This is a genomic window from Streptomyces sp. NPDC090045, assembly GCF_044747975.1.
Classification (GTDB): Bacteria; Actinomycetota; Actinomycetes; order Streptomycetales; family Streptomycetaceae; genus Streptomyces.
The window spans coordinates 16739-38750 of the sequence record NZ_JBIVFA010000017.1; the positions used below are offsets into that span (position 1 = coordinate 16739).

Here is a 22012-nt window from a genome sequence, read left to right on the forward strand (position 1 = left end):
CTACTCTTCGTGGCCGAGGTTCTGGAAGGCGAATCCCAGGACCCCCGGCAGCAGGACGCCGAAGCCGATGAGGCACAGCCACAGGCCCTGGACCACCCCCAGGCCGATCAGCGCGCTGCCCGCGGCTGTCAGTACGGGAAAGTAGCTGCGGGCCGGGAAGAAGGCATGCCGGCCGCCGGCCTCTTGTACCTCGGCCTCCTTACGGTCCTCCGGCCGCTCTCCGCCGCGCCGGTACTGGCGCCAGAGGTACGCGGCGACGAGGCTCGCCATGACGAAGGAGACGCAGAGTGCGGCGCTGCCCGCCGGCTCCCGGGAGAACCAGCCGTAGACGATGGCGGTCGCCGCGAAGAACAGGGCCGTGCCGGTGAAGAGCCAGGCCTCACCTTTCACGGGGCACCTCCGGGTGGTGCAGGTCGAAGGCGGGGGATTCCGAGCGGATCCGGGGCAGGACGTGGAAGTTGTGCCGCGGTGGCGGGCAGCTCGTCGCCCACTCCAGGGAGCGGCCCCATCCCCAGGGGTCGTCGACGGTGACCCGCTCGCCGTAGCGGAGGGTCTTCCAGACGTTGTAGAGGAAGGGCAGCGTCGACAGGCCCAGGAGGAAGGACCCGAGGGTGGAGACCGTGTTGAGGAGCGTGAAGCCGTCGCTCGCGAGGTAGTTCGCGTACCGGCGCGGCATGCCGGCTTCGCCGAGCCAGTGCTGGACCAGGAAGGTGGTCTGGAAGCCGATGAACAGGGTCCAGAAGTGGATTCTGCCGAGCCGCTCGTCCAGCATCCGCCCGGTCAGCTTGGGCCACCAGAAGTAGAAGCCGCCAAAGGTGGCGAAGACGATGGTGCCGAAGAGGACGTAATGAAGATGGGCGACGACGAAATAGCTGTCCGTCAGGTGGAAGTCCAGCGGCGGTGACGCCACCAGAACACCCGTCAGGCCGCCGAGGAGGAAGGTGACGAGGAAGCCGATGGACCACAGCATCGGTGTCTCGAAGGAGAGCGATCCCTTCCACATCGTCCCGATCCAGTTGAAGAACTTCACGCCGGTCGGTACGGCGATCAGGAAGGACAGCAGGGAGAAGAAGGGCAGCAGAACGGCGCCCGTCGCGAACATGTGGTGCGCCCACACGGTCGCGGACAGTCCGGTGATGGCGATCGTGGCACCGATCAGGGACACGTAGCCGAACATCGGCTTCCGGCTGAAGACGGGGAGGATCTCGCTCACCACCCCGAAGAACGGCAGGGCCACGATGTAAACCTCCGGATGCCCGAAGAACCAGAACAGGTGCTGCCACAGCAGAGCGCCGCCATTGGCCGGATCGAAGACATGCGCACCGAATTTCCTGTCCGCCTCCAGGACGAGTAGTGCCGCTGTGAGGACCGGAAAGGCCAGGAGCGCCAGAATCGAAGTGAACAGCACGTTCCAGGTGAAGATCGGCATGCGGAACAAGGTCATGCCGGGGGCGCGCAGGCAGACGATGGTGGTGATGAAGTTCACCGATCCCAGGATTGTGCTCAGGCCCGAGACGGCCAGCCCCATGGCCCACAGGTCGGGGCCTGTTCCCGGGGAGTACCGGGCGCCGTTCAGTGGTGCGTAGGCGAACCATCCGAAGGAAGCCGCTCCGTCCGCGGTCAGGAAGCCGGAGACCACCAGGAGGCCCCCGAACAGGTATACCCAGTAGGTGAAGGCATTGAGCCGGGGAAACGCGACATCCGGCGCGCCGATCTGCAACGGCATGATGGCGTTGGCGAATCCGGTGAAGGTCGGGGTGGCGAACAGCAGCATCATGATCGTGGCGTGGATGGTGAATGCTTCGTTGTACTGCTGGTTCGAAATGATCTGCAGCCCGGGGCGGGCGAGTTCGGCGCGCATGAGCATGGCCAGCACGCCGGCGAAGAGGAAGAAGGCGAAGGCCGTCACCAGGTAGAGGTTGCCGATCACCTTGTGGTCGGTGGTCGAGAGCCACCCCAGGACGGCGGAGCCTTGGCCGGTCCGCCGCGCGGTCCTCGGCCCGGTCCGGTCGTCAGGTAGTGCCTCTTCCGGTGAACGGTCCACCGACGTCATCCGTCCTCCAGAAAGCCTCGCCGCCGCGCCTGCCACCCTTCCCCTACAGGCTGTGGCGTCCTGCGAAACGGTGGCGCGCCGGGGTACCCCGGTCAGGTACCCCGGCTGCCGTGCTCAACGCTCCGCAACTGCCTCTCCAGCCCGGTACCGTGCCGGCGTCGGTGAAGACCTGCACGTTCGTGAAGAAGCGGTACTTCCCGGCGGTCTGCAACGCCTTGCGCGTCGATGAACGGGCGTACCGTCAAACGGCAGATTGGTGCGAACCCACGTACCCGCTGTGGTGAGGGGCCGGAATCTCACGGTTCCCCCCAGTAGGTCTGCAGAAGTCGGCCCCGATACGTTCGTCACGTTCAGGAACTGTTGAGCGGGGGGTCGTCCTGGGCGCTGTGGTACCCGTGGTCAGCGGGCTGTGCGCGCGTCGTCGATGAGCCAGGTGCGGGGGTGGTCCCCCGCCATCGCGTATCCGATCACCTCGCGGGGCCGGAGGTGGCGCTGGAACCCCTGATCCCCGTCCGCACGGCCGCCTTGGCACGAGGCGCGACTCGTCGGCTCTGCCCGAGATGAGGTCCCCGGCCCGCACCGGGCCACCAGCGCCTCGGCGTCGGCCTTGAGCTGGGCGATCTCCTCCGCGTCGGCTGCCCGTGCCGAAGGGCTGTCAGTCCCGGAAGCGTGCTTCGATGGTCTCGACGAGACCGTCGATCACGCCGTCGGGTGACGGGCTGTAGTGCGGCACAGCCCATCGCGTGATCTTGGCGTCGATGATCGTGGGCCGACCGGAGGCCAGTGCCGCGCGGAACGCATCCTCGAATTCTTCGAGCGTCTCCACTTGGTAGCCGTCGGCGCCGCACGCACGGGCGTACGAGGCGAAGTCCGGGTTCTGGAATTCGACGAGCCCGGACTCGCCGTAGGTCACGATTTGGAAGAGCTTGATCAGCTTGAACTGCCCGTCGTTGAAGATGACCCAGATGACGGGGATGTCGTTCTCGACGGCAGTCATCAGCTCGAAACCGGACAGCGAGTAGCATCCGTCCCCGCAGCCGACGACAACGGTCCGTTCGGGGTGGGCGACCTTCAGGCCGATGGCTCCATTGACGTGTCCGGCCATCGGCCCGAAGGAGCCCGCCTTGCGGAAGTTCTGCCCCTCCTCGAGCTCGACGTAATACCCGAGCCACGCCAGATGGGCCCCCGCGTCAGCGAGCAGAACCCCCTGCGGCGGGAGCATCCGGCCGATCGACTGCGCGAGTTCTCCGGGGTGGATCTTTCCCGTCAGGTGGGTGATGTGCCGGGCCTCGTAGTCCCGGCCGTCGACCTCGACCGGCGGCACCTCGCCGACCTTCTGCTCCAGGGCGTCGACCAGGGCGGCCACGGCCGGACGTGCGTCGGACAACAGCGTGTGGTCGGGCCGGTAGGCCTTGTGGAATTCGCTCTCGGAGATGTTCACATGGATGAGCACCTTGTTCTCGAAGAGGTCCTCGCGGTAGTTGAACGTGGCGTGCTGATTGAGGGAGTTGCCGACGCACAGCACGACGTCGGCCTGGCGGAAGGCCTTCCAGGCACTGGAGTGGCCGCTGTCGGCGAAGACGCCGACAGCGAGCGGATGTCCCTCGGGCACGATGCCCTTGCCGTCCAAGGTGGTGAGCAGCGGGATCTGGAATCGTTCGATCAGCCGCTTGATCTCAGGTCCCGCCCCGCTCCGCACCGCACCGAAGCCGACGAGCGTGACGATCTGCTTCCGTTGCGCGAGGGCATCCGCCAGTACTGCCGCGATCTTCTCGACCTGTGCCGGGTCGGGCAGGACCGGTGCCACGTCGAGCCTCAGCGGCCGGAAGTTCGTTACCTCGACCCCGCGGTGTGTCAGATCCTCGGGCACGTGGATGTGCACGGGCCCGGGCCTTCCCTCGAAGGCGATGTTGACCGCCTCCTCAAGGACATCGCAGGTGTCGGCGATATCGGTGAGCAGGAAGGACTTCTTGGTCGTGGCCGCGAACATGGCCTGGGAGTCGGGTGTGCGGTTCAGGCCCGATGTTTCGTTGAGCGAGCCCCATCCGCGCCATTTCATCGTCGCGTATCCCGAGACGGCGAGGACCGGATAGGAGTCCGACATGGCTACGGCCAGCCCCGAGAACAGATTGAAGGCGCCGGGCCCGGCCGTCGCGAAGCAGAAGCCCAACTGGTTGGTGTACATGGCGTAACCACAGGCCATGAATGACGCGGCCTGCTCGTGCCGCGTGATGACCGGCCGGATCTGCTGCGAATGCTTCAGCGCCAGCATCAGACCGGCCGCGTTCTCCCCGGCACCGCCGAAGGCCGCTCGCACCCCGATGCCTTCCAGCCCCTTGACGATGGCCTCGTAGACGCGCATGGAGCCTCCCTCAGCCGTCCCAGTGCGAGGCGTGCCGACGGTGAGCTTCGGTCAGGCCGCCCTGGAAGAACCGGTCGTAGTATTCGGATTCGACATGGTGTGCCTGCAGCCAGATGCCCGGCACATGGATGGCGTCGGTGTGCGCGGGAAACCGCCCGTGGGTCTCGTGGATGTACACGCAGATGTCCCGCGCGCAGTCGATCACCCGCTGGTCGTACTCACTGGCTTCGGCGAGATAGCGCTGCGCGTAGTCGTTCTTGTAGATGCGGGCGAACAGTTCCTTGTCCGCGTAGATGCCGTCCTCCCCGAACTTCGACCGGATGACCGAGTCGACGGCGTCCTGCATCGACGGGTAGTTGGGAGGGCAGGCACCCTTGATGAGGTGTTCACCGCCGGCCCGCAGTCCCACGGGGTGGGCACGCAGCGCGGCGTATTTCGGCAGTGGCACCTGCCAGCGCAGGATGTCGGCGGGACGGAACTTCGGGGTGACGAAGTCGAAGCCCAGCATGCGGCCGTAGGCCCGCGAGAACTTCGGGTCGCCCAGCATGATCTGGGGGCTGATCGTCGCGTGGATCCAGGCACCGAGTCCCATGGCGTCCGCGACCAGCATCATGTTCTGTAGCAGCAGATCGGCCTCGACCTGGGTACGCATCGGTCCCATGGCGCCGAGCGGCAGTTTGACGGCGGGGTTGAGGAAGCCGTTCTTGATCCACTTCTGCACCCCGGCCGGGCGGTAGAAGTTGCGGTCGTCGACGAGCGTGGGCCGCGCTCCCTCGGGCTGGGTCAGCAGGTACATCAGCGCGTTGATGTACTGATGGGAGAGGTCGACCACCGGCAGGAAGAGCGTGGTGCCCGGGAGATTGGACAGGAACCGGTTGGAGTCGAGGTAGGCCGGGAAGTCGCGCATCCCCTCGGCGACGTCCAGCCGGTGGTCCAGTACCCGCACCTTCGACTGGCGCGCCCGTTCGATCAGTGTGCCGGGGTCGAAGGCATCCCCCGGGGAAGGGGGCAGCTTCCGCAGGTAGTACGTGCCACTGTCGTTGATCATGAAGAAGTGGGTGGCCTGCGCGTTGTCCGGGCTGCCCGCGGTCCGCCCCGCCATGTTCAGGTTGGGCTTGGACATGATGGGTTTGTGATCGCGGGGGTCCTCGAAGGGCCGGTCGGGCATGGTGAGCCCCGAGCAGCCGGTGAGGGCGATGATGACCGCCTCCTCCAGCTCGCCCAGCGGCTCTGGCCGGTGCGGGGACCGATGGCTCATCGACCCGGCCGGCACGGAGGCGCCTCTGCTGACACGGTGGGTGCGCCGCTTGAAGACCGTCTCCAGCAGTGGACGGGCGAGCAGGGCTTCCAGGCCGGGGTGACCGGCACGGTCGGGTGAGGGCATGGTCTTCTCCCGTTCAGCCGCGGCCGGGGCCGGTGTTGTTCCGGACGGGCTGGACCGGGCGCCAGGGCGCGAACGCGCTGGCCGCGCGCGGCAGGACGCTTGCCAGCTCGGGGCAGTGCCGCAGGATGACGCTGGTCATGCCGCCCCGTTCGATCCAGTCCATGCCGAGCGGCGTATAGATCTCCGGCCGGAAGTCCACCGTGAGGAAACGGTCGCTCTGCAGCCGCCGGCTGGCCATCAGGATGAAGACGCGGAAGGCGGTGTCGCTGAAGCCGAATCCCGCGGGCGGGTTCTCGGCGAAAAGCCCCACCACGGTGTCGATGTCGTCCACCGATCGGTAGACGTCGCGCAGTCGTGCGACCGTCTCCGGATCGGAGGAGAGGTCCTCGAACCGCCGGATCCGCGGCTTGTGCAGGCCGGCCCGGAAGTCGTTGTAGCGCGGGACGCCACGGCGTCGTGTGCGCACCAGGTCGACCACGGACAGGTCGATCACCTCCCCGTTCCGCCGGAACGTCTGGAGTGCGCGCGGGAAGTTGTGCAGGGTGATGGCTCCCGGGTTGGCGATGCCCAGCGAGTACAGGGAGTTCACGAGACCGGTCTTGCGCATGAGCGGCTCCGCGGCGGCGCCCTGCAGGTCGTCGAAGCCCAGGGTGTCGAGCCTGCGGCCGAACCGGTGGTCGACGAACTCGTAGTCATCGGGGATCAGCGGGTGCATCCGGTAGACGGTGACGAACTCCTCCGTGAGGGAGTACGGGGCACCGTGGTGGTCGGGCAGGGTCTTGGGAATGCCGCCCTGCCCGTTCGCCTCCAGCAACCAGACGCCCAGCTGGTCGAGCCACTTCTTCGGCGGCCCCTGCCAGTTGGTCTTCATGCCGATGTCGAGCGTCTTGGTGGCGAGGATCGCGGGAGTCCACTCGACCGTGTGGATCTTGGCGATCAGGGCGGAGACGATCAGCCGCGCCGTGTGGTACACGCGGTCCTCGCCCATGTGCGGATACTCGTGCCGCAGGGCTTCGCACACCGCGTTGTGCTCACGGGCGAACAGGGTGTGCACGGCGCTGAGGCCGAGCCACCAGTTGTCGCTGAACCCGGTGATCGGGAGGCCGTCCGGGCTGCTCGGCAGATGTCCGTCCTCCAGCCGCAGTCCGGCGCCGCCATCAGGCTCACGCAGGGACATCGCAACGGACTGGTCGCCGCCGTAGACCTCCGAACCGTCCCACCAGTGGGAGACGCCGCTGGCGAACAGGATCGGCGGCCGCCCGCCGCCGGGTGGAAGCACCGACTCGTCCTCGCCGAAGCGCATCACCTTCTCCCGAGTCCCGCCCGGGGTGTTCTGCCAGGTGGCGCCGGGCGGCATCGGCACCTCGACGCTCCTGGTGCCGACCGGAAACCTCCTGTGGTTGACCCAGTCGTGCACCTGGAACTGGATCCACGCCGCGGCGATGACGTTCAGCGACGTCGCGGGGATGAACGCGTCGCGCTGCAGCAGCTCCCTGCTGACGGTGACCGGGTTGGGGGTGTCGAATCGGTCCGGTCGGTAAACGGGCGGCATGGTGCGGCCGAAGGTCGCGCCGACAGCGCCCATCCGCGGCGCCGACAGATCGTTGTACGAGCCGTCGTAACTCCGCCTGATCAGCAGCTCCTCCTCGGGCGGGGCTTCCACCGGACCGGCTTCGGGTGGAGCCTCGTGGACCTCGGTGTCGATGAGGTTGTGCCGGCGCAGCGTCTGCCGGAAGGCCATGAGGTTGAGCAGTCCGAGCGGGGTGGGCAGCCGGTGCCACGGGACGAAGCGGTTGACGGTGCGGAAGACGGCCCGCAGCGGTGCCCCGAGCACGGCGTTGCGCCGTGGCTCGACGGTCAGGAAGCGCCGGCCCAGGCGGTGGGCGCTGCTGGCCTCGTAGGCGGCCTTGCGCGCACGGTTGAGGTTGCCCAGGGGCCGGAAGCCCTCCGCGGTGTGCCACGGGTTGAACGCCAGCAGGTCGACCCGCGACGCGCAGGCGCGGGCTTCGGCGGTGTGGATGTCCTGGCGCGGGATGGTCAGGGTGGCGACCGGCAGGACAGGTGTGACCTCCTCCCGCCACTCGGCCGCGCCGTCCTCTACGGGGGTGCGCCGGGCGTCTACGTAGCGCTGCACGCACAGCTCGAGGACGACGTCCGCCTGACGCAGCCGCTGGGAGAGCTCGCGCCGCAGGTAGTCGGGATCGGTGCCCGACGCGGCTGGGGCCGGCGGGGCGTCCGCGGCGGGCCGCAGCTGATAGCGCACCGGTCCGCTGCCGCCCCACAGGATCGCGCCGCGGCTCCAGTACGTCTCCAGGGCCAGGCTGCGTACGCTGCGCCTGGTTCCCGCGACGACGTTGCGCCGCATACGGGCGGCCGCGGGCCAGCCGACCGCCAGGGGCAGCTTGAGGAACAGGGCGTATCCCTTGCGCAGCCGCGAGTCGGCACCTGCCATGGCCTTGGCGAAGGCGACGAACTCACCCGCGTCGCGGGCGTGGGAGACCGGGAAGCTCGTCATCAGCAGATCGTGGGTCTCACCGGGGCCCACCTCGACGCGCAGCGCCGCCCCGCGCAGATCTGGCGCGAAGTCGGGCTGTCGGACCCCGCTCGCGTTGGACAGCCGGACCGTGACCGGGTACTCGGCTCCGGGCCTGGCGAAACCCGCCCGCAGGGCCTCGGGAAGGTCCTCGCGGAACCTCAGCCGGGCGTTCTCCACGCCGAGGACCGCCTTGGCGTGGAAGGTGCGGTCGACAGCGGCGGCGCCGCTGCGCCTCCTCACCTTGAGCTGCACCCGCAGGAGCTCACGCGCCAGCCGCTCGAAGACCAGCCGCTCCGCCTCCGGGCTGCCGCCGGCGTAGCGCTCGTACTGTTCGACCTCGTCCATGCGAGCCTCTTCCCGGGGGATTTCCGTGCACTCCTCACGACGCTGCCCCAGCCCAGGGCCGCTGTCGTGCGGAGCCGGGCAGACGGGCGAACGCCGGGACGGCCTGTCCTGCGCGCCCGGGTACGCGGACTTCGTCGTCTGCGAACGGCACATCAGGAAGCCGTGCGCGCGAGGTGTGGAACGGATCGGTCGGCGTACGCGGGCTTTTCGGAGCCTCACGATCAACGCCGGCCGGAGCAGATCCTGCCGTTCCTGGCCAAGGCCATGGGGGAGCGATGCTCTACCCGTGGCTTACGGTGGCGGCAATCCATCCGGTGCTGCGGCGTCGCCTGGAGCGCGAGGCGCCGCACCTGCTGGTAGCGCGGATGCGCGGCTTCCCGAATCTCTCGTGGGTGGAGGTCGCAGGCATCGTGCTGGTACTCGTGCTGATGGCCTTCGACCCCGGCGCCCGTGGCCGGCTGGGCCGGTCGGCGCTGCTGGTTCTGGTGCTGCCGGCGGCTTCCGGCGTCCGCGAGCTGCGGGAGGACGACCGGGGCCGGCGGCCGGAGTGATCCCGGGGCGGTGGAGCACCACGGTGCAACGCCGCCCGTCCCCACCCGTCCGGCGCAGCGCCCCGGATCTTTCCGCGGCAGGGCATCGCCCAGGGGACCGGGAGCGGTGCTTGCGGTTCGCCCCGCGTACCGGAGTCGTGGCCGCACCCGTTCTTGTTGCGGCATCGAGGAGCATGTCCGCCTTCTGGAAGGCGTCGGCAAAACCTCAGGAACAGAACGGTGAGTGACGTGCTCCCAACCAATGAATCCGGGGAAGAGCAGGAACAACGGACCGCGGCAGCGCAGCGGTATCGCGAGGCGGCCGTGGAGCGGAAGGAGATCGAGGCGAAGCTGGAAGCCGGGGTGCGGTACCCGGATACCCCGGAGCGGATCGCCTCCCGGGTCAACCGGCTGCTCGAGCGGGGCGGGGTTCCACCGGCGGCGGCGGTGGAGAGTGTCCACGCGGAGGCGCTGGACGTGCCCGAAACCCTGGAGCGGGTCATCGGTCTCACCAAGGATCTCCAGCCGTGGAGCTTCCTGCCACGGGGTGCCCGCGCGGCCGCCACCGTCGCCCGGATCTCGATCCTCCGCAACGGCCTCGAACGGCCGCACGGCACCGGCTTCCTGGTCTCGCCCCGGCTGCTGCTCACCAACCACCACGTGGTGCCGAACGCGGAGACAGCACGGCTCTGCTTCCTGGAGTTCAACGCCCAGGTCACCATCGGCAACGCACCCGACGCCGCGATCCGGTTCGAATTCGCCCCCGATACGTTCTTCGCGGCGGACAAGCATCTCGACTACGCGCTGGTGGCGGTCAATCCCGCCGCCGACGGCAGCCTCGCAGGCACGAGATTCGGATGGAACCAGCTCAGCAATCAGCAGGGCAAGCTGGTCCAGAACGAACCGGTGAACATCATCGGCCACCCGATGGGCCGCCTCAAGGAAATCGCGCTCCGTGACAACTCCCTCGTGCAGCGGCTGGACGACTTCCTCCACTACCGGACCGACACCGAGCCCGGCAATTCCGGATCCCCGGTCTTCAACGATCAGTGGGAGGTCGTGGCGCTGCACCACATGGGCGTGCCGAACACGGACACCCAAAACCGCATCCTGCGCAAGGACGGCCAGATCTGGCGGAGGGGCGTCGACAGCGACGACACCATCGACTACGTCTCGAACGAAGGCGCCCGCACCAGCTCGATCCTCAAGCACCTTGCCACGTTGCCGCTGCCACCCGAGCGGCGTGCGCTGCTGGCGGAGATGGGCCCCGAATCCGGGCTCCGGCAGGACGCCGCCGTCGGCCCGGTGGAGACGCCGGCCGCACCGGCCGTAGCCCAAGCCCCCACCCCGCAGGAGGCCGTCGCGGTCGTCGCCGCCCCGGGCCTCGCGGCCCCCGGCGCCGTCCGTGCGCCTGCCGGGGCCCACGTCGGTCTGAGCGCCCCGAAGGACGCCTTCGGAGGCGAGCGGCACATGGTCTTCCTGCACGGCCGGAGCCAGCAGGGCAAGAATCCTGAGCTGCTCCGCCGCGGCTGGACCGGGGGACTCAACCACGGACTCACCCGCGCAGGGCTCCCCACCGTCGACCCGGCGAACGTCTGGTTCCCGTATTACGGTGACCGGATCGTCGAAGTCATCGGGCAGCACGAGGCGCTTTCCGCCTCCTACGCCGACGCGCCCGCCGTGGCGGCGGCGGAGGCCTTCGCTGCCCGGTCCGAGGAGGGGACATACGAGCAGCTCGTCATGGAGGCGGCGGTCCTGGCCGGCATGCCGCAGGACGGGCAGACGGCCACGGAGAACCTCGGCAGTACGCTCGTCGGATCCCTCCAGGGCGCCCTGAGCTGGCTGGCGGCCAAGACCGACGTGGACGCGTTGGCCATCGCTACCATCTTCCGTGACGTGGACGCCTACCTCAGTGATCAGGCGGTCCGCAATGCCGTCCTGGACCGTGTATTCGAGGAGATCCCGCAAGACGGCGAGCTGGTCCTGGTGACCCACAGCCTCGGCACGGTGGTCGGCATGGACCTCGTCGCCAACCGGCTCCCCCCGGGCATGAAGGTCACCCTTCTCGTCACCGCGGGAAGCCCGCTGGGGATGAACGCGGTCAACAGCCGGCTTGCCCCGCCGGGCACCAACCGCCCCGGGACCGTCAGCGAGTGGGTCAACGCCTGGTGCCCGACCGACGCGGTGGCCATCGGCTGCCCGCTGGAGCGCGTCTGGGGCAAGCTGACGGAGGAGCACGCCGTGGTGAACGCGAGCGACCGGGCCCACAGCATCGAGGAGTACCTCGCCCACCCGGAAGTCGCCACGGCGATCGACAAGTTCCTCGCGCGATCGACCGGGTGACCCAATTCGGCCGGGGCGGGTGCGACGACGTACCCGCCCCGGGTAACTTCGCTCCCTAGAAGAGCCCAAGTTTCTTGGGGGAGTAGCTGCAAAGAATGTTCTTCGTCTGCTGGTAGTGCTCCAGCATCATCTTGTGGGTTTCGCGTCCGATGCCGGACTGCTTGTAGCCGCCGAAGGCGGCGTGGGCCGGGTAGGCGTGGTAGCAGTTCGTCCAGACCCGGCCCGCCTGGATCGCGCGGCCCGCGCGGTAGGCCGTGTTGATGTCGCGGGTCCAGACGCCCGCGCCCAGGCCGTACGCCGTGTCGTTGGCGATCCGTACGGCGTCGTCGAAGTCCTGGAACGACGTCACCGACACCACCGGGCCGAAGATCTCGTCCTGGAAGATCCGCATGCGGTTGTCGCCCTCGAAGATGGTCGGCTGGACGTAGTAGCCGCCGGCCAGGTCGCCGCCGTGGTCGATGCGGCCGCCGCCCGTGAGGATCTTCGCCCCCTCCTGCTGGCCGATCTCCACGTACGACAGGACCTTCTTCAGCTGCTCCTCGGAGGCCTGCGCGCCGATCATCGTGTCCGTGTCCAACGGGTGCCCCGGCACGATCAGTTCGGTGCGGGCCACGGCCGCGTCGAGGAAGTCCCCGTACCGGCCCCGCTCGATCAGGGCCCGCGACGGGCTCGTGCACACCTCGCCCTGGTTGAGCGCGAACATGGCGAAGCCCTCCAGGGCCTTGTCGCGCAGGTCGTCGTCCGTCGACCAGATGTCGTCGAAGAAGAGGTTCGGGCTCTTGCCGCCGAGTTCCAGGGTGACCGGCTTCAGGTGCTCGGCCGCGTACTGCATGATCAGCCGCCCCGTCGCGGTCTCCCCGGTGAAGGCGATCTTCGCCACGCGCGGGCTGGACGCGAGCGGCTTGCCTGCCTCCTCGCCGAAGCCGTTGACGATGTTCACCACGCCCGCCGGCAGCAGGTCGGCCACCAGGCTCAGCCAGTAGTGGACCGAGGCAGGGGTCTGCTCGGCCGGCTTCAGTACCACGGTGTTGCCGGCCGCCAGCGCCGGGGCCAGCTTCCACACCGCCATCAGGATGGGGAAGTTCCACGGGATGATCTGGCCGACCACGCCCAGCGGCTCGTGGAAGTGGTAGGCGACCGTGTCCTCGTCGATCTGGCTGAGCGCCCCCTCCTGTGCGCGCAGCGCCCCCGCGAAGTAGCGGAACTGGTCGATCGCGAGAGGGATGTCGGCGGCCAGCGTCTCGCGGATCGGCTTGCCGTTCTCCCAGCTCTCGGCGAGGGCGAGCGACTCCAGGTTCTGCTCCATCCGGTCCGCGATCCGCAGCAGGATCGTCGACCGCTCGGTGATGGAGGTGCGCCCCCACGCCGGCGCGGCCGCGTGGGCCGCGTCCAGCGCCCGCTCCACGTCCTCGGCGCTGCCGCGCGCGACCTCGGTGAACGGCTGCCCGTTGACGGGAGAGGGGTTGTCGAAGTAGCGGCCGAGGGCGGGCTCGACGTACTCGCCGCCGATGAAGTGGCCGTAGCGGGACGCGTACGACATGAGCGCCCCCTCGGTACCGGGCGCAGCGTAACGGGCCATGGTGTCCTCCCCTTTGCCGGGCGCCGCCCACCGTCGGACGGCGCTCGGGTGGAGGCTAGGAGCGGGCAGGTTGCGGATACGTTGCACGCCGTCCGCGAGGCCGCGCCGCCGCTGCCACGCCGTCCCCCCGCGCACCGAGCTCACGGTCCAGGGCTCGTACGCGGGCCAGTGCGGCAGACCGGCCTGCGGGCGGCAGCGCCGCCGCCAGCGCCCGCCAGGCCTCCGGGTCGTCCGCGCCCCACGGGCTGCACACCCAGTCGGTCAGCAGTCCGGCATCGGCCCGGGCGATCACGGCGGCCCGCGCCTGGTCCTCGATCCGGCGGCGCAGCCGCACGATGCCGGGCGCCGTCGAAGCGGGCAGCAGCGGACCGGGGTAGTGGTGGAGCGCCGCGGAGACCGCTCCGGCGGCCAACTGCCGGGTCAGCGCGGTGAAATCGGCGGCCAGCGGACCGGCCGCACGGTAGGGGCGCGAGAGCGGCGCCGCGGGGCCGAGCAGCGCGCGCAGCCGGGAGATCTCGGCGCGCAACGTCACCGGTGACACCGACTCGTCCTCGTACAAGGCGATCGCCAGCTCCTCGCCCGACAAGCCCTCGGGATGGTGTGCGAGCAGGGCCATGATCTCGCTGTGCCGCCGGCCGAGCCGCACCCTGCGCCCGCCCGCGACCAGCAGCGCCTGGTCCCGGCCCAGGGCGGTCAGCGTGTCCCCGGCGGTCGGCGGGCCGGGGGAGAGCAGCGTCAGCTGGGCCTCCGCAGCCCGGGCGACCGCCTGCACGAAGGCGAGGGAGTGGGGGTGGGCGAGGCCGTCGCCGCCGGTGATGTCCACCGCGCCCAGCACCCCGCCCGTCCGCGGATCCCGTACCGGGGCCGCCGCGCAGGTCCACGGGTGCACCCGGCGGCTGAAGTGCTCGGCCCCGAAGACCTGCACCGGCTCGCCCACCGCGACCGCGGTGCCGGGCGCGTTGGTGCCCATCGCCGTCTCCGCCCAGCGCGCACCCGGCACGAAGCCGAGCCGCTCCGCCCGCCGCAGCGTGCCCGGTTCGCCCTCGACCCACAGCAGGCTGCCCCGCGCGTCGCACACCGCCAGAAGATGCGCCCCGTGCGCGGCGAACGCCCCGACGAGGTCCCGGAACAGCGGCATCGCCCGGGCCAGCGGGTGCTCCTCGCGGTACGACCTCAGCTCCGCCTCCGCGAGCTCCACCCGTGGTGCGCACTCCGGGCTCAGCCGGGCCCGGGCGCACCGCCGCCAGGACCGCGCGATGACCGCCCGGACCGGCGCCTCGACCCGGCCGTCCCGCGTGAACGCGGCATGCGCCCGCCGCAGTTCGCGCGTACGCGCGGCCGGATCCGCCCCGCCCGCCAGCGCCACCGACGGATCGCCCATGTCACCCTCCCGCCTGCCGCCGTACCCGGAGCGCTCCATCGTCGTCCCGGCACGGGGCCGCGGCAAGCCGTACGTCGGCCACTGCCTCCGCGCCGCGTCGGCCACTGCCTGGCACCGCGTCGGCCACGGCGACAGTCTCGGGCCGGCCGGCCGCTGCCCCGCGCCACGCCGGCCGGTGCGAGCGGGAACCTCACCCGGCGGGACGGGCCTCCAGCGCCGAGGCCGGGTCCGGCGCCGACGGGCCCGCCGGGATCCACCGGCCCCCCTCACGCCGATACGGCCACCAGCGCCCCTCGCGGCCCAGCCGGAGCTGGCGGCCGGTGCCCGCCTCCGTCCAGCGGGCGCGGACCCGGCGGAGCACCGGAGCCTCCTCGTCCGCCCAGGCCGCGGCCAGGGCCGCCCGGGCTCGGGCCAGCGTCGTCCGGTCCGGCGTCCAGTCGTCCTCCAGCGCGGCCAGGCCAGGGGCCGCACCGAAGCCCCAGGCGCGTACGGCCAGTTCCATGTCCGCCCGGCTGCGTCCGGTAGCCGCGGCCAGGCGGGAGCGGACCCGGACGTCATCGGCCTCGCCCGTGAGTCGTACGGCGTCTTCGGCGACCGTGAGCGGGGCCGGCGCGGTGCGGTCGGCGTGGCCCGGAGCCAGCGCCTGCGCCAGCAGCCGGTACGCCTCGTCCGCGGCCGCCTGCGCCAGGAACTCCACCGCGTCCACGTCGAGTTCCGGTTCCGTCCCGCCCTCGGTGTCCAGCGTCGGCGGCTGCCCCGGCGCGTCCGGCAGCCGGGGCGGCGGGGGCAGCGGCGGCAGCGGGCGCCGCGCCGCGTACGCCTGCGCCGCCGGGACACCACCGTCGGCGGGCGGCACCCGGGGGGCCTGCGCGCCCGCCGTGCTGCGCTCCTCCAGCTCGCCCACCAGGTCGCGCTCGCCGCGCCCGCGCAGGAGCAGCAGCACGAAGGGGTCCTGGTCCAGCAGTCGGGCCACCTGGTAGCAGAGCGCGGCCGTGTGCGGGCAGTGGTCCCACTCGCCGCAGTCGCAGCGCGGATCGAGGTCCCCGATGCCGGGCAGCAGTTCCACTCCGGCGGCCGCCGCGCCCTCGGCCAGCTCCGGTGGCACCTCCCGGTCGAGCAGTGCCGCGATGTACCCCGACTCCTCGGCCGCCAGACCCAGCAGCCGGTCCCATTCCGCTTCCGTGAACTCCTGCACCAGTACGTCCGTCCGGTGCGCCGTGCCGTCCCGGTCGCGCACCACTGCGGTGAGCCCGCCGGGGCGCACCGAGACCGCGCCCACCGCGCCCGAGCGCGCGTACCGGCGGCCCTGCCTGACCTGCTCCCCGTCCAGCGCGCTGTCCTCCAGGGCGCGCAGCCAGGCGTGGCCCCACCAGGTGCGGGCGAAGGCGCGGCCGGGGGCGGGCGGGAGCGCCGGGAACGTCTTCTCCTGTTGCCCGCGCTTCTCGTGCTGCCCGCGCTGCCCGTGCTTCTCGTGCCGCCCGTGCGGGTCGTGGGTGGTCATCGCTCACTCCCCGTGCGGCGCGCGGAGCGCCACGAGTTCGGCCAGTTCGGCATCGGTCAGTTCGGTCAGCGCGCCCTCACCGCCCGCGAGGACGGCGTCGGCCAGCGCGCGTTTGCGCTCCAGGAGCCGGGCGATGCGGTCCTCCACGGTGCCTTCGGCGATGATCCGGTGGACCTGTACGGGCTGGGTCTGGCCGATGCGGTAGGCGCGGTCGGTGGCCTGTTCCTCGACGGCCGGGTTCCACCAGCGGTCGAAGTGGACGACGTGGCCGGCCCGGGTCAGGTTCAGCCCCGTGCCCGCCGCCTTCAGGGACAGCAGGAAGACGGGGACCTCGCCCGCCTGGAAGCGGTCGACGAGCTCCTCACGGCGCGGCACGGGAGTCCCCCCGTGCAGCAGCTGGGAGGCGATCCCGCGTCCGGCGAGGTGCTTCTCCAGGATCCTGGCCATCGCCACGTACTGGGTGAAGACGAGGACCGAACCGCCCTCGGCCAGGATCGTGTCGAGGAGTTCGTCGAGGAGCTCCAGCTTGCCGGAGCGGGCGGCCTGGGCGGTTCCCCGGTCCGCGTGCTCCCCCGAACCGTGCTCGCCCAGGAAGTGGGCCGGGTGGTTGCAGATCTGTTTGAGGGAGGTCAGCAGCTTGACGACCAGACCGCGGCGCTCCATCCCGTCCGCCTCCGAGATCGCGGCGAGGGTCTCGCGTACGACGGCCTCGTAGAGCGCGGTCTGTTCGCTGGTGAGGGCCACGGTGTGGTCGGTCTCGGTCTTGGGCGGGAGCTCGGGGGCGATGCCGGGGTCGGACTTCTTGCGCCGCAGCAGGAACGGCCGGACGAGCGAGGCCAGCCGCGCCGCCGCCTGCGGGTCGCGGCCGCTCTCGACGGGTTCGGCGTAGCGGGAGCGGAAGGTACCGAGGCGGCCGAGGAGCCCGGGCGTGGTCCAGTCGAGGACGGCCCACAGCTCGGAGAGGTTGTTCTCGACGGGGGTGCCGGTCAGGGCCACGCGGGCCCGGGCCGGGATGGTGCGCAGGGCCTTGGCGGTCGAGGAATGCGGGTTCTTGACGTGCTGCGCCTCGTCGGCCACGACCATGCCCCAGCCGATGGCGGCGAGTGCGGGCGCGTCCAGACGCATCGTGCCGTACGTGGTGAGCACGAAGCCCCCGGTGGGACTGGTGGGACTGGTGGGACCGGTGGGAGTGGCGGAAGCGGTGGGACCGGCGGAAGCGGTGAGGCCCGCGAGGCTGCGGCCGGGACCGTGGAACCGGCGTACGGGGGTGCCGGGCGCGAACCTCTCGATCTCCCGCTGCCAGTTGCCCAGCAACGAAGCAGGGCACACCACCAACGTGGGCCCGGCGGTGGCCGCGTCCTGCCGGTTGCGGTGCAGGTGGAGCGCGATGAGGGTGATGGTCTTGCCGAGGCCCATGTCGTCGGCGAGGCAGGCACCGAGGCCGAGCGAGGTCATCCGGGCCAGCCAGCGCAGGCCGCGCAGCTGGTACGCGCGCAGGGTGGCCCGCAGCTCCGGCGGTGCGGGGAGGTCGTCGGATGCCTGCGGACCGGCGTCCCGCGGGTCGGCGGTGAGTTGTGCGCGCAGCCGCTCCATCGCACCGGCGGCCTCTACGTCGACCCGCGCGCCGCCGATCTCCGCCGACCCGGTGAGTACGGCGGCCAGCGCGTCCGCGGCCGCCACGTCGAGGTCCTGGCGGGCGCGGGCGCGGCGGGCCTCGGCCGGGTCGATCAGGACCCACTGGTCGCGCAGCCGGACCAGTGGCCGTTTCGCCTCGGCCAGCCGGTCGAGCTCGGCGCGGGTGAGATCGCCCTGGTCGCCGAGGGCGTGGCGCCAGCTGAAGGAGAGCAGGGCGCCGGGGGAGAGCAGACCGGAGGGAAGCCCGGGCCCCACGGTGTCGGGGGAGCCCACGACGGCGCGGGTCCTCAGGCTGCGGGCGAGCCCGCGCGGCCAGTGCACCTGGACCCCGTCGGCGGCGAGCGCGTCGGCGGCTCCGCCGAGCAGCTCGGTGACCTCTCGTCGGCGAGGTCGACGGAGTCCGGGACGGCCGCGCCCAGCAGCGGGGCGAGCGGGGGCCACAGCCGGGCGGCGCGGCGCAGGGCGCGGAGGGCGTCCAGCCGGGCGCCGGGCGGGAAGGCGGCCGCGGCGGCTCCGGCCCCGGCCCAGACGTCGGCGGCATCGGCGACCAGGGCGGAGTCGCCCAGGCTGTGCATCTGGAGAACGGCACGGAAGGCGGGAGAGCGGGCGGCCGCGCGGGCGGCCGCGAGGCCGCTGCCCTGGTCGAGGGGCCGGTCGAGAGTCGGGGCGAGAGTCGGGTCGAGGGGCCGGTCGAGCTCGATCCGCAGGGAGATCCGTACTCCGGCGTCGTGGCCGGCGGCCACCTCGGCGGCCCAGTCGCGCAGCTCGGGGTGGAGCCGCGGCGGCCGGGCGGCGAAGGCGGGCCCGCCGGCGGCCTCGGCGGCGGCGGGGGAGCGGGGCAGGGTGTCGGCGACGGCGTCGAGGAAGGCGCGGAGCAGCGGCTCCGGGGTGGGCAGCCTGGGCGGCCCGTCCACGTCCAGCGGGAGGCAGTGGGCGCCGGGCGGCATGGCGGCGGCCAGTTCCCGGACCTCGTCGAGGTCGGCGGCCTCCAGCGGGCCGATCCGCCAGGCGTCGTGGCCGGCGGGGCTCAGCCCGGGCAGGAGCCGGCCCTGCGCGGCGAACCGCAGGGCCAGCAGCGCTGCGGCGCCCCAGAACGCCGCACCGGAGGGGCCGGTGTCGCCGGAGCCGTCGCTGTCGGCCTGGGCCTCGGCTGCCGCGGCGGCGGCCCGGGCGCGCGTGAGCAGGGGCAGGGCCTCGGCCACGGGCAGCACGAGCGCGGTCACGGGGGTCCGGCGCAGGTCGGAGGTGACGACGGTGACTTCTTGGACCCCGCCTTGGACCCCGCCGGCATCGTCACCGGTGCGGGCGGCGGTCTCGGCACTGACGCGGGCGGCGTCGAGGAACTCCCCGTCCACTGGCCAGAGGGCGATCCGGCCGGTGCGGGCCGGCTCGCCGGGGAGGAAGACGGCGGAGCGGTGGAGGAGGCCGGAGATCTCGGAGCGCACGCATTCCTCAAAGTTGACTACCGGGGGCAGGGCGGCCGAGAGTACCCCACCGCGGCGGCCCGGCGGCGGGGGCGGGGCCGCGAACCGGCCGACTTCGAAGACCGTTCGCGTGTCGGGGAACGCGCGGTCGCGGCGGCACGTTGAGGGGGGTAGTGGTCGACCCCAGGAGGAGGTGTCCGCAGATGTCCACGAGCGGAAAAGTCGCGGTTGCCGGAGTCGTGGCAGCCATCGTGTTGTTCTGGACGGTGGGGTTCTGGGCCGGGCTGCTGGTCCTGATCGGAGTGCCGGCTGCGGCCTACTTCCTGTTGGACTCCTCCCAGCGGCGTCGGGTGCGGGGAATATCCAGGAAGCAGATCGGCCGCTGACGGCGGCAGCGGCACGGACACACCTGGCGCGGGCGCATCCGGAAGGGACACGGCAGGCCGGGACACAGTAGGCCGGGACACGGCAGGCCGGGACACAGTAGGCCGGGACGCGGCCGGCCGGGATACAACCGGCCCGGGTGGCGGCCCGGGCCGTACGTTCCTGCCCGGTCGCCCGGCGGAGAGGCCGGGCTCCGGATGCGGTGCGGAGCCCGGCAGGTGCGGCCGCGGGGCGGGCGTTTCGGGGCGGCCCGCCCGGGCGGCGGGATCAGGCGGCGTCGCTGGCGGCGGCCGGCGCGAGGTCCGCTTCGAGCAGCATCTGCGACGCGTGGTCCACGAGGTGCCGGAGCACCTGCAAGTAGGTCTCGTCGCCGCCCAGCTCCTCCAGGATGCGGTACGCCTCGGCGCGGAATCCGTCGATCTCCGCCCGGTAGCGGTCGAGGGCGATGGGCGTCCGCAGGAGGCTCGCGAGTTCCGCCCTGGCCGGAATGGAGCGTCCGGCGGCGGTGCACAGCCCCAGCAGGTGCTCGCGGGAAGCGGGAGAGGCGTCCTCGATCACGGAGGCGAGCAGGTACGTCACCGTGCCGTTGAGCAGGTCCTCGTCCCGACCGGAAAGGATGTCTTCCTGGTCGTTGAAAATCTGCCACAGGATGCCGAAGACGTAGCCGAATTCACGCCACAGCTCCACCTTCTCGGTGGTCGTTCCCGAAAAGATCGCGGCCATTGCCGTGATCATTCCGAAAGGCGCGCCGGATTTGCCGCGATACGTCTCGATCACCGATTTCCGCGAGGCGCTGCAGATGTCCCCGCGCATGTCGTCGATCTGTCCGTCGACGCCAATGATCCACCCGTGCAGGAGTTCCGTTACGAGCGCGCTGCGAGCCTCCTCTGGGAGCGCCTGCGACAGGATGATCTGAATCGGGAGCGCGTTGCCGGTGATGACGGAGGCGAGCAGGGCCTCGTTGTCGGTGAGCTGGCCGGAGATGGACGCGCCGTTGGCGTCGGCCAGGTCGTCGAGGTAGCAGGCCGAGGTCCACCACAGCAGGTGGACGGCGGATAGCGGAATGGCTGGCCCCGGATTTCCCGTTTCTATGGCGTGCGTGAGCAGAGGCAGCACCGAGAGGGGATGTCTCAGTTTCCTTTGCTCCAGGAGCTTGGCCACTGTGTTCCGTGTGGTGCCCGCAAGCGGACCGAGCCGCTCCAGGGCGGTTTCGATCTCCGCATCGATGTCCTGCGAGACTTCCCGGTGCAGGTCCAGGTACGACATGGAATTCAAGAGCGGCCTCCGTCGTGGAATGGGCTGAAGGGGTGAGGTGCGCACCCTTTGAGCCGCGTGACTGGCCGATTCGATCATTCCGGAGGAAGGGGATCCAGAGCGATTTTCGGCCCGCCTGGCCGGTTCTTTTCGATCATGGGTCGTTGTCGCTGGTCGCGCCGGCTCGCCAGGCGCCGGCCGACCGCTCGGCAAGGGCCGTGGATCAAGGCCGTCGCCCCCTCCGGCTGCCGCGGCTCACCCCGTGGCCCGAACTCGCCCACGTACGCCGTCAGTCGGAGGACCGGCGTGCGATCGAGCCCGTCCGGTCCCACCACGTGGACGTCCGGACGGCGCGCTGCCGGCCCCGCCCTGCCGGCCCCGCCCTGCCGGCCCCGCCCTGCCGGGCTGAGCCGCGCCGCGCCGCGCCCTGCCGGGCCGGCCGCGTCACGCCGGGCGGACCGCAATCCGGTCCAGTGCCGTCAGCAGCTCCGGCAGGCCGGGATCCCCCTCCTGGGGGACCGCGAGCACCTCGCTCGGCTCCTCGTCCAGCAGGATGAAGGCCGCATCGCCGGTCCGCCCCACCAGCGACCAGCCCGGCCCGTCCACCCGCAGGGTCCGCGCCCCCTCGCCGGCGAACGAGGACCGCACCCGGCCGGGCGGCGGCGGGGTCCGCGTGTACGCCAGGGCCTCCTCCAGCGCCCGTGCGAGCCCGGGGTGCGCGGCAGCGGCCGCCCCGCCGTCCGTGGCCACGCGTTCGCGCCAGTCCGACCACTCCCGCGCGATCTGGTCCGCGCCCATCCGTCGCTGCACCGGTCCCCACGCCTCGGCGGAAGGCGGCGCCAGCGGTACCCGCCCCGTGCCGTCGGCGCCCTGCTCCGGATCGTGCGGCTCGGGGATCCCGGCCGCCGCCACCGACAGCTCCAGCGGCCAGCCCGCCAGCGAGACCACGATCGACCGCTCGTCGGGGGACAGGTCGTACTCCATCCCGCAGTCCCAGGAGGCGATGGCCGTGGCCACGAGCGAGACGTCGTCCACGACGACCGTCCAGCGCGCACCCTCCTCGTCCTGGCCGAGCACCAGCCCGTACCCGTCACCCTTGGGCGCCACGCCGAGCAGGGAGCAGGCCTCGGGGAAGTCGTCGCCCAGGATGCTGGGGAACTGCGCGGGCGTCAGTAGCACGGCGGTCAGCACATACAGGGAGCCGTCACCCTCGTCGTCGGACACCTGGCCTCCTGGTAGCTCTTTCGTCGGCGCACCTTAACCAGCGGGTAACCCGTGCGTCGAGAGCTGGCGGGCGACGA

Annotated in this window: 13 protein-coding genes and 1 pseudogene; 3 read left to right on the top strand and 11 right to left on the bottom strand. The window is 71.3% G+C overall.

Features of this window, described 5'->3' with window-relative positions:
- The 5 genes from ACIPYQ_RS34115 to ACIPYQ_RS34135 form a co-directional block, all read right to left on the bottom strand.
- Complete coding sequence (locus ACIPYQ_RS34115; RefSeq protein ID WP_327738986.1) at nt 1-390, bottom strand: cytochrome c oxidase subunit 4; 390 nt, start codon at nt 388-390, stop codon at nt 1-3.
- Complete coding sequence (ctaD, locus tag ACIPYQ_RS34120; protein WP_401257955.1) at nt 380-2053, bottom strand: cytochrome c oxidase subunit I; 1674 nt, start codon at nt 2051-2053, stop codon at nt 380-382. Before ctaD ends, ACIPYQ_RS34115 begins: the two co-directional genes overlap by 11 nt.
- Nucleotides 2054-2708: 655 nt before the next feature.
- Complete coding sequence (locus tag ACIPYQ_RS34125) at nt 2709-4415, bottom strand: thiamine pyrophosphate-binding protein (protein WP_401257957.1); 1707 nt, start codon at nt 4413-4415, stop codon at nt 2709-2711.
- 10 nt (nt 4416-4425) lie between these two features.
- Nucleotides 4426-5799, bottom strand: a complete 1374-nt coding sequence (locus ACIPYQ_RS34130) for a hypothetical protein (RefSeq protein ID WP_401257958.1) — start codon at nt 5797-5799, stop codon at nt 4426-4428.
- Nucleotides 5800-5812: 13 nt separating this feature from the next.
- Entirely contained in the window at nt 5813-8680 is a 2868-nt protein-coding gene (locus ACIPYQ_RS34135) for a peroxidase family protein (RefSeq protein WP_401257959.1), read from the bottom strand.
- A 275-nt stretch (nt 8681-8955) separates the two neighbouring features.
- Here ACIPYQ_RS34135 and ACIPYQ_RS34140 point away from each other — a divergent pair, with 275 nt between their 5' ends.
- Together ACIPYQ_RS34140 and ACIPYQ_RS34145 are read left to right on the top strand one after the other, a co-directional pair.
- Nucleotides 8956-9231, top strand: a complete 276-nt coding sequence (locus tag ACIPYQ_RS34140; RefSeq protein WP_401257960.1) for a hypothetical protein — start codon at nt 8956-8958, stop codon at nt 9229-9231.
- Nucleotides 9232-9459: 228 nt separating this feature from the next.
- Complete coding sequence (locus ACIPYQ_RS34145; RefSeq protein ID WP_401257961.1) at nt 9460-11553, top strand: trypsin-like serine peptidase; 2094 nt, start codon at nt 9460-9462, stop codon at nt 11551-11553.
- Between the two features lie 55 nt (nt 11554-11608).
- Here the strand turns inward: ACIPYQ_RS34145 and ACIPYQ_RS34150 are convergent, their stop codons facing one another.
- From ACIPYQ_RS34150 to ACIPYQ_RS34165, 4 genes and pseudogenes are all read right to left on the bottom strand, one after another.
- Nucleotides 11609-13132, bottom strand: coding sequence for an aldehyde dehydrogenase family protein (locus ACIPYQ_RS34150; RefSeq protein WP_401257962.1), 1524 nt, complete (start codon nt 13130-13132; stop codon nt 11609-11611).
- A gap of 55 nt (nt 13133-13187) precedes the next feature.
- Nucleotides 13188-14513: a GAF domain-containing protein gene (locus ACIPYQ_RS34155; RefSeq protein WP_401257964.1), complete on the bottom strand. Its 1326-nt coding sequence runs from the start codon at nt 14511-14513 to the stop codon at nt 13188-13190.
- Nucleotides 14514-14703: 190 nt separating this feature from the next.
- Nucleotides 14704-16014: an SWF or SNF family helicase gene (locus tag ACIPYQ_RS34160; RefSeq protein ID WP_401257965.1), complete on the bottom strand. Its 1311-nt coding sequence runs from the start codon at nt 16012-16014 to the stop codon at nt 14704-14706.
- A 3-nt stretch (nt 16015-16017) separates the two neighbouring features.
- A pseudogene (locus ACIPYQ_RS34165) lies at nt 16018-19094 on the bottom strand (DEAD/DEAH box helicase).
- Nucleotides 19095-19276: 182 nt separating this feature from the next.
- Between ACIPYQ_RS34165 and ACIPYQ_RS34170 the strand changes: the two are divergent.
- Nucleotides 19277-19459 carry a hypothetical protein gene (locus tag ACIPYQ_RS34170; protein ID WP_319721643.1) on the top strand — a complete coding sequence of 61 codons (183 nt, stop codon included), beginning with the start codon at nt 19277-19279 and terminating at the stop codon, nt 19457-19459.
- A gap of 265 nt (nt 19460-19724) precedes the next feature.
- On the opposite strand, the gene ACIPYQ_RS34175 is transcribed toward ACIPYQ_RS34170, so the two are convergent.
- Together ACIPYQ_RS34175 and ACIPYQ_RS34180 are read right to left on the bottom strand one after the other, a co-directional pair.
- Complete coding sequence (locus ACIPYQ_RS34175) at nt 19725-20723, bottom strand: polyprenyl synthetase family protein (RefSeq protein ID WP_401257966.1); 999 nt, start codon at nt 20721-20723, stop codon at nt 19725-19727.
- A gap of 432 nt (nt 20724-21155) precedes the next feature.
- Nucleotides 21156-21935, bottom strand: coding sequence for a hypothetical protein (locus tag ACIPYQ_RS34180; RefSeq protein WP_401257968.1), 780 nt, complete (start codon nt 21933-21935; stop codon nt 21156-21158).
- Between the last annotated feature and the right edge of the window lie 77 nt (nt 21936-22012).

Bases quoted from the DNA above. Each gene is read 5' to 3' on its own strand.
- ACIPYQ_RS34140 (WP_401257960.1), top strand. From the start codon at position 8,956: ATGCTCTACCCGTGGCTTACGGTGGCGGCAATCCATCCGGTGCTGCGG.
- ACIPYQ_RS34130 (WP_401257958.1), bottom strand. From the start codon at position 5,799: ATGCCCTCACCCGACCGTGCCGGTCACCCCGGCCTGGAAGCCCTGCTC.
- ACIPYQ_RS34150 (WP_401257962.1), bottom strand. From the start codon at position 13,132: ATGGCCCGTTACGCTGCGCCCGGTACCGAGGGGGCGCTCATGTCGTAC.
- ACIPYQ_RS34135 (WP_401257959.1), bottom strand. From the start codon at position 8,680: ATGGACGAGGTCGAACAGTACGAGCGCTACGCCGGCGGCAGCCCGGAG.
- ctaD (WP_401257955.1), bottom strand. From the start codon at position 2,053: ATGACGTCGGTGGACCGTTCACCGGAAGAGGCACTACCTGACGACCGG.
- ACIPYQ_RS34155 (WP_401257964.1), bottom strand. From the start codon at position 14,513: ATGGGCGATCCGTCGGTGGCGCTGGCGGGCGGGGCGGATCCGGCCGCG.
- ACIPYQ_RS34125 (WP_401257957.1), bottom strand. From the start codon at position 4,415: ATGCGCGTCTACGAGGCCATCGTCAAGGGGCTGGAAGGCATCGGGGTG.
- ACIPYQ_RS34170 (WP_319721643.1), top strand. From the start codon at position 19,277: ATGTCCACGAGCGGAAAAGTCGCGGTTGCCGGAGTCGTGGCAGCCATC.
- ACIPYQ_RS34175 (WP_401257966.1), bottom strand. From the start codon at position 20,723: ATGTCGTACCTGGACCTGCACCGGGAAGTCTCGCAGGACATCGATGCG.
- ACIPYQ_RS34160 (WP_401257965.1), bottom strand. From the start codon at position 16,014: ATGACCACCCACGACCCGCACGGGCGGCACGAGAAGCACGGGCAGCGC.